Source organism: Caloramator sp. (genome assembly GCF_020054765.1).
Classification (GTDB): Bacteria; Bacillota; Clostridia; order Clostridiales; family Caloramatoraceae; genus Thermobrachium; species Thermobrachium proteoclasticum.
The window spans coordinates 20,140-32,834 of sequence record NZ_JAIHAO010000010.1; the positions used below are offsets into that span (position 1 = coordinate 20,140).

Sequence of the window (12,695 nt, forward strand, 5' to 3'; positions counted from 1 at the left end):
TATATACAGGAACTGCATTCGCAGTTCCTGTTTTATTTTTTGCTTTTGTTATTAATATTTTATGGATGCATATAATAATTAATGAATAATGAAAATAGGGTGATAGGATGATTAAGAGATATCTTGCAATAATATTAACAGTAACAATAGGCATTATATTATATATTAAACTACCTGTGTGGGGCTTTAATACAAATAAAGTTGTAATAATTGATGCAGGGCACGGAGGAATAGACCCAGGTGCTATAGGAAGAGATGGAACAATTGAAAAGGATATAAACTTAAATATAGCTCAAAAGCTTAAAGGATATCTTGAGGATGCAGGATATACGTGTGTAATGATAAGAGAGATTGATGAGGGGTTATACAGTGAATATGGTAGGATACGAGATAAAAAGAATGAAGATCTGCGTAATAGAAAGCAGTTTATAAAGAAATATAAGGCAGACTTATTTGTAAGCATACATTTAAATTTTTTTCCTGAAAGCCAGTATTATGGGGCACAGGTCTTTTATCCTAAAAATGATACAGAGAGTGAGAAAATAGCAAAACTTATTCAGCAGGAGCTAATTAAAACTCTAAATAGAGGCAATAAGAGAGAAGCCAAAGGTACAAACGATATATATGTAATAAGAGACAACCAAATACCATCTATTTTAATAGAATGTGGTTTTTTATCAAACTATGAAGAGGAACAACTACTTAAATCAGAAATCTATCAAAATAAAATAGCTTGGGCTATATTTAAAGGTATTTCATCGTATTACCTGGGAAATAGTAAATAAGCACAAACAAACAGCTCTTAAAGTGTTACTTTAAGAGCTGTTTAAATACTACTGTAATGTTTTTACTATATCCCTTGCAGTTAGAGCAATTTTATATGCGTGATCTCCAACTCTTTCAAGGTTTGTCAAACAATCAAGGAATATCATACCGCTGTTAGGATTACATATACATTTATTTAACCTATCTATGTGGTCTTTTCTTAACTGTTTTTCAACAGAATCAATCTTCTGCTCAAGTTCTACAACTTCATCTACCTTCTCTAAATCTCTATTCTTTAAAGCCTCAAGAGCTTTGCTGAAGGATGTATGGCAAAGTTCAAAGAAGTACTTTAATTCAACGGAGGCTTCTTCAGAAAAATTGACATAGTGGTTAAATTTATATTCTGCAAGATCCAAAAGATTTACAGCGTGGTCTCCTACACGTTCCATATCATTAATCATATTATAAAGGCTCATAATTACTTCTGATTCCCCATATGTTGGATTTTTCATAGACAAGGTAGTTAAAAAGTTCATTAATGCATCCTCAAGATAATCAAGTAAATCCTCATCTTTTTGTATTTGATTTATGCTATTTCTTCTAAAATCAAATATAAGATTAAAGGATTTTTCAAGGTTTAAAAGTGCTATCTCACCCATTCTACTAATTTCCTTTATGCATTGCTCAATTGCAACGGATGGTGTATTTGTAACAATAGGATTTAAATATTTAAATCTTTTTGTGCTATTATCTGTCTTAAGAGGATATATGTTATTTAATAGCCCTTTTATTATTTGATTTGATATTAATATCGAAATAAAGGAACCAAGTAAGTTAGTTAAAATGTGCAGGATTATTATATTTAATGCTACATAAGATGTTGTATATAAATATAAAGGGTTAATTATATAAATAATATACACTATAAAGGCACCAGTTATATTAATTATTAAATGTATGAAGGATGTAATAATAATGTGTCTTTCCTGTTTATAGGATTTAAATAAAACATAAAATGCAGAACCTATATTAGCACCTATTATAATGAATAAAGCAGAATTAAATCCTATAATGTTGTTTTGAACAAATGGAATAAGAAGTATGATTACTGCATTACTGCTTTTAAAAATAAGTGCAATTATTATTCCTATAAAGAAGCTTGAAATGTAGTTGTTTTTTATAAGGTGTATTAGTTGGCTTTCTATTGTTCCAGATTTAATATAAATTAAAGATACAAAAAGAAGACCTATGCTTAAAAGAATCTGACCTAAATTAAATATATTTTTTTTAGTATTTTTATTAACAAATATAACTATAAATGTTCCTGCAAATATTAATAAATAAGGTACTACTGAAATATTAAGAAGTATAATAACTGGGATTAAAGAGGCACCAATATTTACACCAGATATAAAATATAAAATATTAACAAAATCAATAGAACCAGCTTCAAGAATACTTGAATAGGATGTTGCTGAAATAGTACTGCTTTCTGTTATAAAGGAAAATATGATTCCTTCAAACAGAGAGTACAATTTGCTTACATTCTTGTGTTTAAATTTATTATGAAACCAAGAGCTAAAATAATTTTGAGATGAATGACTAAGCATATATAACGAGAAAATAAGTAAACCTATTCCACCTAATAAATTATAAATTTGTGTTTTCATATGTATTCCCCCAATTGTTATATTCATTAATATTATTATAACAAAAGGATTTTTTAAATTACATAAAAAACTATAATAAAGTTATTTTATCGTAAAAAAATATCTAAAAAGGTGCCAGGAACAATGGAAATTTTAAAATACCTTGTTCGTGGCACCCTATACTAATTATTCATCCTTCTTCATACAGTGTGGACAAGGATAGTAGAAGGGATGGTCTAAAAGTAGTGAAGCCTCATTTAATGAGCTATACATATCAATAGCTTCTTTATCAATGCTATCAATATTACATTCTTTTTTTTCATTTACTAAATCGTGTAGAGTCTTTTTTTCGATATCATATAGATATCTTTTACCATAGTAGGGTTCTTCGTATCTTCTCATCCTCTTCACTCCTTAAAATCAAGTACCATTTGTGCTATGTTATTTGAGTGGTCACCTATTCTCTCGATGTTACTAATTAAATCTAAGAATATTGTACCACTTGCAGTTGAGCATACACCTTTGTTTAATCTATCTATATGTTCATTTCTAAGTTGCTTTTCCATCATATCTATTTTTCCTTCAGCCTCAAGAACCTTTTGTGCTAAGCTAAAATCAAAGTTCTTTAGAGCTTCTATTGATGAATCCACTGCATATTTTGCAACATCATAAATCTCTTGAAGTTCCTTTATAGCTTCATCTGAGAATACCAATTTGTTATCAATTCTAAACTGTGCAAGTTCTGCTATATTGTCAGCGTGATCGCCAATTCTCTCAATGTCGTTTACAACGTGGAATAGTGAAGTTATAATTTCTGAATCGTGTTCTGAAAGAGAAGTATTAGATAGAGCTACCATAAAGGCTGTTATTTCTCTTTCAAGGAAGTTTACTACCTGTTCAACCTCAAATACTTTATTTATAAGGTTAGTGTCCTCATTAAAGAAGGCTTCTATAGATCTTGTTAAATTTTCTGAAGCAATTTGTCCCATTCTTGAAACTTCTTTAATAACTTGGCCAACAGCTATTGATGGTGTTTCAAGAAGTCTTGAATCTATGTGTTCTAAAGTCATTGCAGTTGCTTCCTTTTCTTCACCAGGAACTAACCACTTAACCCATTTAACAAGTAGAGGTATAAATGGGGCTTGTATAATTACGTTTGTTAAATTAAATATTGTATGGGCATTTGCAATTTGTCTTTTTATATCTCCACCAAGCATAGGAATTAGCTTTACTACTATAGGTAAAATAGCCATAAATATCAAAGTACCCATTAGATTGAAGGAAAGGTGTAAAAATGAAGCTCTTCTTGCGTTTTTGCTTGCTCCAATACTTGCAAGCATTGCAGTAACACAGGTACCAATGTTATCACCAAATAGTATTGGTAGAGCAACATTAAGTGGTAGTGCATTAATTCCAGCAAGAGCTTGAAGAATACCAATTGTAGCACTACTACTTTGAACAACTGCTGTCATTCCAAGTCCTACAAGTACTCCAAGTATTGGGTGAGTACCTAAGGTTATAATTAGATTTCTAAACCCATCCATTTGAGCAAGTGGCTTCATTGAGTGCTCCATCATTTTCATACCTACAAATAGAACACCAAAACCAAATACAATCTCACCAATATCTTTAGTTTTCTTCTTATTTGAGAACATAAGCATTGCAGCACCAATTGCAAGTATTAGTGGTGCAACATCTGTTAGCTTAAAAGCAATAAGTTGTGCAGTCATTGTAGTACCAATGTTTGCACCCATTATAACTCCTGCTGCTTGATACAGATTCATAAGTCCTGCATTAACAAAACCAATCGTCATAACAGTTGTAGCAGATGAACTTTGTATAATTGCAGTAACAATTGCACCAACAGTAATTGCAAGTATTCTGTTAGTTGTTAAAACTTCAAGTATTTTTTTTAGTTTTTCTCCTGCAGTCTTTTGGAGCCCTCCTCCCATCATATGCATACCATAGACGAAAAGACCAAGGCCACCTAACAGTTCAAAAACCATTTTTGCATTCATAATATACCCCCATCTTTTACATTATTAAACGCGTAAATAAAAAGATTTTTACGCGTTTATTTTCGACAATATTACTCTTAAAAATATGTTTTTCTACATACGATTTAGATTATACTTATCTTATGTTAAATCTGTGTTAAGTTTGTGTTAATAAAACAAAATATTTAACCAAGCAATAATATAGGATTAACAAAAACTTAATATCACCCTATATTAATTATACATTTGAATAAATACTTTTAAAAGTATAAAATTAAATAGGGGTGATTAATTTGTATTTAAAGGAGATAGAATCATTTAAAAATAGAATAATATCAGAAATTAGTATAGATGAAAGATGTGCAAGTTATGTGGATTTTCCAGAGAATATATCGGATGAATTAAAGGAGTTTTTAATTAAGAGAGGTTTTACAAAACTTTACTCACATCAAAGGGAGATGTTTGAACATTCAAAGCAGGGTGAAAATGTTATTATAACAACACAAACAGCAAGTGGTAAAACTTTAAGTTTTTTGCTTCCTGTAATAGATGAAATACTTAAAGATAATAAAACAAGAGCTATATTTGTATATCCTACAAAGGCTCTTGCAAATGACCAATTTAGAAACATTCTTCCCTTTATTGAGCATTTTGGAGAAGATAGAATACAAGCAGGTATATACGATGGGGACACACCCCCTAACGAAAGAACAAGGATTAGAAAAACAGCAAATATAATCCTAACAAACCCTGAAATGTTAAATTCAGCATTTTTACCTAATCATAGTCTATATGGGTTTAACCACGTTTTTTCTAAGTTAAAGTTTTTTGTTGTAGATGAACTTCACGTTTATAGAGGAGCCTTTGGTTCTCATATGGCAAATATAATTAGAAGACTAAAGAGAGTTTGTAAATACTATAGGTCAAACCCTCAATACCTTTTTAGTTCAGCAACAATAGCAAATCCAAAGGAACTTGCAGAAACATTAACAGGTGAAGAATTTTATCACGTTAAGAAGGATGGTTCGCCATCCCATAAAAAACACATTTATATATGGCAGCCTCCATATGTTAGAGATTCTGAATATCGAAAGACTCCAGAGGAAGAGGCTGCAGAGATTATACCTGATATGATTCAAAATGGAAGAAGATTTATTACATTTTGTAAAAGTAGGCGTGAAGTTGAGGTTGTTTTAAAGGAAACGCGTGATAAGTTAGCAAATGTTGAAGATGTACCAAGCCTTCTTGATTTGACAGATAAGATAGCAGGATATAGAGGAGGATATAAAAAGGAAGAAAGAAAAGATATAGAAAAGAGGCTTGTTAAGGGTGACATAAATGGTGTAATTGCAACAAATGCTCTAGAACTTGGTATAGATATTGGTGATATTGATATTGTAATATGTTCAGGTTTTCCAGGAACAAAGGCATCCTTTTGGCAGCAGGTAGGACGTGCAGGAAGGCGTAAAGAAGCTGTCGGTATACTAATACTTGATGTTGGCCCAATTGACCAATATATAGCGGTAAATAGCGAATTTTTATTAAAGACAGGTGTAGAAAATGCAGTTCTAGATAAGAATAATCTTTTTATTCAGCTTGCCCACGTAAGAGCAGCTGCAGCAGAATTACCACTTACTCTTGATGACGCAGAATTGTTTCCAGATATAGCAGAGATAATACCTGTTCTCTTAAAGGCAGGAGAGCTAAAAAATGATGGTGGAATATTTACTTGGATAGGAAAAGAACATCCTGCAGGAGATTTTAGTCTAAGAAATATTTCAAGGGATATTTATAAGGTTATAAACAAAGTAAATGGAGAAATGCTAACAGAGATGGATGAGTATCAGGCCTTCCACGAAGTATATGAAAAGGCTATATATATGCACGATGGAGTTCAATATATGGTTGAGAAGCTTGATTTGGTGAATAGAATAGCAACAGTTTTTCCTATAGAAGTTAATTACTTCACTGTTCCATTTACAGATACAATGGTAAATATAATAAAGGAGTTTAAAAGTGTTGATTTTGCAAGGACTACTGCTACCTTTGGTGACGTTTTAATTAAAGAGGCAGTTGTTGCATATAAAATGATACAGTTCCACAATAGACAAAACTTGGGATTTGAATCAATAAAGGATAATCTATTTACTACTCTTGAAACTGAAGGGATTTGGTATTTAATACCTGAAGATGTTGATGAAGTTTTAAACCTCTATACGGAATTTAATTATTATAACGGCATTAAACATTCACTTCTTACCGCAGCAAGAATAAGAACAATGGCAACATCAGAGGATATTGGAGCAACTATGTTTAACACAGTTGAAAAGGATGGAGAAATAAAGAGGGCCTATGTTATATTATATGATTTATATCCAGGTGGATTAGGATTTACAGAGAAGGCCTTTGATTTTGCAAAGGATATCTTGGTTGATGCTGTAAATTTGGTTAGAAATTGCAAATGTAAGGATGGATGTCCTGCCTGTGTAGGTGATTATCATTTGGATAAAAAGATGGTTCTATGGGCACTTGAGGGTATGATGAAGCAGGTGGAGGAGAGTCCTAAAATAACTAAGAAGGTTAAAGAGGTTGTTGTAGAAGAAAATAAATATTTTAAATTAGAAGAGCTTCAATTTAAATGGAATGATTTTAGAAATTTCTTAAAATCAAGAAGTGAATCCTTTTTAGGATTTTTTAATATAGTAGATGAAGTTGAAGTTAGAGGTAATGTACTAATTTTAAATGTTACATCTGATTTCTTTAGACAATGGATAATGGATACTTTAAATAAGACAAAGATTGAAAATATAATAAAAAGATATGTAGAGGTTAGAGATAATTTTTCAATAGATGTTAATATAAAAAAATCTGAAAGCAAAATAGATAAAATAATAAGAAGATACGATGATTTAATAAGGTAGGTGAGAATTTGACAAGTCTATTTGATAAGTTAAATAGCTTTCAAAAAAGGGCAGTTGAGACAGATGAAAAGTATGTGGCATTAAGGGCAAGTGTAGGAAGTGGGAAAACAACGGTTATAGTCTATAGGGTATTGTATCTTCATCTTATAAAAAAAGTACCATTAAATAAAATTATGGTGCTTACCTTTACAAACAAAGCAGCAGAGGAGTTAAAGGAGAGACTTAAAAATAATATAGATGAGGAAATAAAATATATAGGTACCTTCCATAGCATTGCAAATAGGATATTAAGAGAAAATGTAGATTTAGATAGATATGGTTATACCAGAGATTTTAAAATAATAACCTATGAAGAGGCTGGAGAGATATTAAATAATATAGCTAAAGAGGCAAGGTTAAATATAAAATACAAATCTAAAATACAAAAAAGAATAGAAGAATTTAAAAATGGTAATCTACTTTATGCTAATATGAAAAAGGAAGACGATATCGAAAAGCTCTATGAAGAATATAAAAGGGTTAAGAAGGAAAAAAACTTAATGGATTATGAGGATTTAATTATAAACTGCTGTGACTTTTTAAATGAAGAATTAGATTTTGAATACATAATAGTAGATGAATTTCAGGATACCGATTATATGCAGCTAAATCTTATAGAGAAGATTGCAGGAAAAAGAGGGAGCATATTTGTTGTAGGAGATCCAAATCAAACAATATACTCCTTTAGAACAGGAACAAAAAATATATTCAAGATCTTTATAGAAAAATACAATGCGATAACTTATGATCTTTTTATAAACTACAGGTCAACAAGAACAATTACGGAGGCGGCAGCAGCTCTAATTGGAGAGAAAATATATTGTGAAAAGGAATATGGAGAACCAATTAAGATAACAAGTCATTATGATGCCTTTAATGAAGCAAACTATATATTAAGAAGAATAATGGAATTAAAGGAAAAAGGAGTATATCTTAAGGATATTGCTGTGCTTTTTCGAAGACAGGTGCAGGGAGAACTTCTATATGATGTATTGAGCCGTGAAGTTGAGTGTGAATTTATAAAGGATGCAGAGGGAGAAGAAGAAAGAATAAACAGAGAGTCTGTAAAGCTACTTACACTTCATTCCTCAAAGGGATTAGAGTTTAGATATGTTTTTATAGTTGGGGTAAATGAGGGTAATATACCAATATCAACCAAAAGAGAGATTGAAGAAGAGGAACTCAGGCTTTTCTTTGTTGGTGTTACGAGGGCAAAGGAAGTTCTTGAAATATCTTATATAAAAAGTCCGTCCTATTTTGAGTTTAAGGGATATAAGAGTCAGTATATATCTATGCTTCCTAAAAATCTTTTATTGGAGCAGGATAGTAGCTCAAAATATACTTTAAATGAAATTTACGATATGTTAAGATTAGAAAAAGAAAAGAAAAATATAGAAAAGAAGGTTACACATAAAAAATATGGAGAAGGGTTAGTAATATATGAGGATGATAATATTTTAAAGGTTAAATTTGATACCTATGGAGAGAAGGAGTTTTTAAAGTTGTTTTGTCAAGGAGAATTTATTTAAGGGGGGATTTGTGTGCAAGAATTTAAAAATAACAATGATTTAAATGATGAACCAATTAGGCTTGGGTTTAAAGATGTGCTTGCAATGATAATCGCAGCAATTGAGGTACTTCTGCCTATTGCACTTTTATTTGCAGGTATAATGGGTATAGTATTTTTTATTCTATTGAAGTTTTGGATTAAATAGGGAGGAATTAGATGCACTTTTTGAAGGAGAGACTAAAAAGTATTTATCAAAACAATAAACTATTTATATTAGCAGTGCTTTTACTATTTATAAAAAGTATATCCATTTTAGCATATATAGTAACTGATACAAAGAGTTTTGCCCTTTTTTACACAATAGGCTGTATACCTTCATACCTATTATACTTCTCATATATTATCATCTTGATGTCCTTTTATTTTTTATTTAGAGGGAAGTTTAAAGTTTATTATTTGTTCTTCATAAACTTTTTTGTTACTACATTGTTTTTAATTGATATTTGGTATTTTAGAGGTTTTGGCAGTTTTTTATCAGTACATTCATTGATGCAGACTGGTAATTTATATAATTTGTCAGATAGCATAAAATCTTTAATAAAGTTTTATGATTTATTCTTGTTTTTAGATATATTGGTACTTTATCATTTTTATAAAAAACACAAGGTGTATGTATCTAAAAAGAGTGTACAAGCTAAAGCATTTACCATTTCATTATTATTTTCAGTTATTTTCATAATAGAACCAGTGGATGCAAAGATTTTATTTAACACTAAAAAACAAGCAATATATCAAATTACATATTCGCCTAAGGTTACTATAGCTAATTTATCCCCAATTGGATATCACGTTTTTGACGTATTCAATTATATAAAAGAATGTAGGCATATAGAACTTACAGAACAGGAAAAGATTGATATAAAGGAATGGTTTAATAAAAAAGAAAATATAGAAGGGGAAAATGAGTATAAGGGTCTATTTAAAGGTAAAAATTTGATTTATATACAGGTCGAATCCTTAGAGAACTTTGTTATAAATAAAAGCGTTAATGGAAAAGAGATAACCCCTAATTTAAATAGACTTTTGAAAAATAGCATCTATTTTAATAATTATCACGAACAGACTCACAATGGTATTAGTTCAGATGGAGACCTTATTGTAAATACTTCGTTATTTCCAGTTAGGAGAGGAAGTACATTCTTTAGATATCCAGATAATACCTACAATTCCTTACCTAAAATATTAAAAAAATATGGCTATTATACTCACGCAATACATTCTGATAAAGGTCCCTATTGGAATTGGATGAGGGCACTGTATTCAATAGGATTTGATAAATGTACTGATGAAACAAGTTTTAATGTCGATGAGAAGATAGGTTTAGGATTAAGTGATGAATCCTATTTAAAACAGATAGTTCCATTAATTAAAACTCAGAAACAGCCCTTTTACACCTTTATTGTAACATTGACAAGCCATATGCCCTTTAATATTGATGAAAAATATAGGGGTTTAAATTTAAACAAAGAACTTAACGAATCATATTTAGGTGGGTATTTTGAAAGTATTCATTATACTGATAAGTGTTTAGGAATGTTTATAGATGAACTTGATAAGCAAGGGATATTAGAAAATACGGTAATTGTAATATCAGGTGATCACGAGGGGGTTCATAAGTATTATCAAAATAGTATAGAAAATCTAAGCCAAAAAGAGGATTGGTGGCTTGTTAATAATAAAGAGATACCTCTCATAGTGTACCATAAAGGAATTGAGCAAAAGACAATTGATACAATTGGTGGACAAGTTGACCTTTTACCAACAATCTGTTATCTGCTTGGAATAGAAAGCAGAGAATATCAAGATACTGCAATGGGTAGAGTTTTGCTTAACACTAATTTAAATTTTACAGTATTAGATGATGGAAGGGTTATTGGAGAAGTCGATGAAGAAATAAAGAGGCACGCACTAAAGGGTATTGAAATTTCAGATAAAATCATAAGCTCAAATTATTTTAAACAAAGATAAGGGCAAAGTCCTTATCAGATTGTTGACAAACCCATTTGTCAGCTAAAGTATGAAAAAGCCCCATGAAAGGATTTCAATAGGTTCTTTCATGAGTTTAGCAAATCTTGCTTTTCAACTTTAAAAAAGTCCGTAATTCGGCACAGGACGTGCCGAGCCGAGCAGTCATCAGGACGATGACATTGCGAGGGTAGGACTTTTTTAAACAAAGAAAAGCTTAGATTTGCTTAACGAAATGAACCGATGCCTAATAAATCCTTCATGGGGCTAATCAATATATAACTTTTTCAACAGCCTGTAAGGGCAAAGTCCTTATCTTTTATAATAACGTAATTCCTAATTCGCTACACTTTTTTACTACGTCTTCTGGCCAAACAGATGATTGAACTTCTCCAATATGAGCCTTTCTTAAGAAGAACATACATATTCTTGATTGACCAATTCCTCCACCCACTGTAAATGGAAGCTCTTCTTGTAAAATCATTTTGTGGAATGGCATCTCTAATCTTTCACTGCAATTACACTTTTCAACTTGATAAAGTAGAGCATCCTTATCTACTCTAATTCCCATAGAAGACAATTCAAAGGCACAGTCTAAAACTGGGTAGTAGAATATTATATCACCATTTAGTTTCCAATCATCATAATCAGGAGAGCGTCCGTCGTGTTTTATACCTGATTTTAAATAATCTCCTATCTGCATTAAGAAAATTGCCCCATACTTTTTACAGGCTTCATATTCCCTGTCCTTTGGTGAAAGTTCTTTATACATATCTTCAAGTTCCTGTGTTGTAATAAATGTTATTTCTTCAGGTAGAATAGGTGTAATATGGGGATACAAGCTGTAAACATAAAGTTCAGTTTGCTTAAACACACTATAAATATCTTTAACTATTTGTTTTAATGTTTGAGTGTTTCTTTGTTCCTTTAGAATTATTTTTTCCCAGTCCCACTGGTCAACATATATTGAATGAAGTGCATCAAGTTCCTCATCGCGTCTTATTGCATTCATATCAGTGTAGAGGCCTTCTCCAGGTTTGAATCCATATCTTTTTAGTGCATACCTTTTCCACTTTGCAAGGGACTGAACAACTTCAAGTGTTTCTTCTTTTATATCGTAGGCATCAAAGGATACTGTTCTTTCAACTCCGTTTAAATAGTCATTTAAGCCTGTTGACTTTTGAACAAATAGTGGAGCAGAAACTCTTGTTAAGTTAAGCTTTTGAGATAAAGCAGATTCAAAGTAGTCCTTTAATCTTTTTATTGCAATTTCAGTTTCCTTTAAATCAAGTGTAGGTTTATAATCATAGCATACCTTCCATTCCATAATAGTTCCTCCTTAATAAAATTTATTTATATGTATGTAGCGCTACAAAATTACAAAATAAAAAACCCTTCATCCCTATAATGGGACGAAAGGTTAACTTCCGCGGTACCACCCAAATTGGTATAAAACCCACTTTCAGTACGGAGAAAAACTCGATACTGTACTCCTTTTAACGGTAGAGTAATCCGCCCAAGTCTACTCTCATTTAAATGATTTCGGTTGGGAGCTTAGGGATGTTCTTCAATATAGGCATCGTACTGGTCTTCCACCGTCACCAGCTCGCTTTAACTACTTCCTATATCTACTCTTCCCCTCATCGCTTTTTAATAATTATAAAATGAAATTTAAAATATGTCAACATTCAATTGTTATAAAATTTAATATATTATATTTTGTTTCATATTTTGTATATTGATTATATTATTAAATTTTACAATAAAAATATGATATAATTAGTTTTGT

Annotated in this window: 9 protein-coding genes and 1 other annotated feature; of the genes, 5 read left to right on the forward strand and 4 right to left on the reverse strand. The window is 30.9% G+C overall.

Annotated features, from left to right (window positions below; translation table 11 throughout):
- Positions 1 to 107: 107 nt before the first annotated feature.
- Positions 108 to 785, forward strand: a complete 678-nt coding sequence (gene cwlD, locus JG776_RS05145; RefSeq protein ID WP_291965319.1) for an N-acetylmuramoyl-L-alanine amidase CwlD — start codon at positions 108 to 110, stop codon at positions 783 to 785.
- A 48-nt stretch (positions 786 to 833) separates the two neighbouring features.
- Here the strand turns inward: cwlD and JG776_RS05150 are convergent, their stop codons facing one another.
- The 3 genes from JG776_RS05150 to JG776_RS05160 form a co-directional block, all read right to left on the reverse strand.
- Positions 834 to 2,435, reverse strand: a complete 1,602-nt coding sequence (locus JG776_RS05150; protein ID WP_291965321.1) for a Na/Pi symporter — start codon at positions 2,433 to 2,435, stop codon at positions 834 to 836.
- 165 nt (positions 2,436 to 2,600) lie between these two features.
- A complete protein-coding gene (locus tag JG776_RS05155; protein WP_291965322.1) occupies positions 2,601 to 2,816 on the reverse strand; it encodes a hypothetical protein in 216 nt (71 codons plus the stop codon).
- 5 nt (positions 2,817 to 2,821) lie between these two features.
- Complete coding sequence (locus JG776_RS05160; protein WP_291965324.1) at positions 2,822 to 4,432, reverse strand: Na/Pi cotransporter family protein; 1,611 nt, start codon at positions 4,430 to 4,432, stop codon at positions 2,822 to 2,824.
- 272 nt (positions 4,433 to 4,704) lie between these two features.
- Here JG776_RS05160 and JG776_RS05165 point away from each other — a divergent pair, with 272 nt between their 5' ends.
- Genes JG776_RS05165 through JG776_RS05180 form a run of 4 tightly spaced genes read left to right on the forward strand, consistent with a single transcriptional unit; the run spans position 4,705 to position 10,909 of the window.
- Positions 4,705 to 7,332, forward strand: coding sequence for a DEAD/DEAH box helicase (locus JG776_RS05165; RefSeq protein WP_291965326.1), 2,628 nt, complete (start codon positions 4,705 to 4,707; stop codon positions 7,330 to 7,332).
- An 8-nt stretch (positions 7,333 to 7,340) separates the two neighbouring features.
- Complete coding sequence (locus JG776_RS05170) at positions 7,341 to 8,900, forward strand: ATP-dependent helicase (RefSeq protein ID WP_291965328.1); 1,560 nt, start codon at positions 7,341 to 7,343, stop codon at positions 8,898 to 8,900.
- A 12-nt stretch (positions 8,901 to 8,912) separates the two neighbouring features.
- Complete coding sequence (locus JG776_RS05175) at positions 8,913 to 9,086, forward strand: hypothetical protein (protein ID WP_291965330.1); 174 nt, start codon at positions 8,913 to 8,915, stop codon at positions 9,084 to 9,086.
- 11 nt (positions 9,087 to 9,097) lie between these two features.
- On the forward strand, positions 9,098 to 10,909 hold the full coding sequence (locus JG776_RS05180) for an LTA synthase family protein (protein ID WP_291965332.1): 1,812 nt from the start codon (positions 9,098 to 9,100) through the stop codon (positions 10,907 to 10,909).
- A 316-nt stretch (positions 10,910 to 11,225) separates the two neighbouring features.
- Here the strand turns inward: JG776_RS05180 and asnA are convergent, their stop codons facing one another.
- A complete protein-coding gene (gene asnA, locus JG776_RS05185) occupies positions 11,226 to 12,233 on the reverse strand; it encodes an aspartate--ammonia ligase (RefSeq protein ID WP_291965334.1) in 1,008 nt (335 codons plus the stop codon).
- Positions 12,234 to 12,311: 78 nt separating this feature from the next.
- Positions 12,312 to 12,559: a binding site (T-box leader), on the reverse strand.
- Positions 12,560 to 12,695 lie beyond the last annotated feature (136 nt).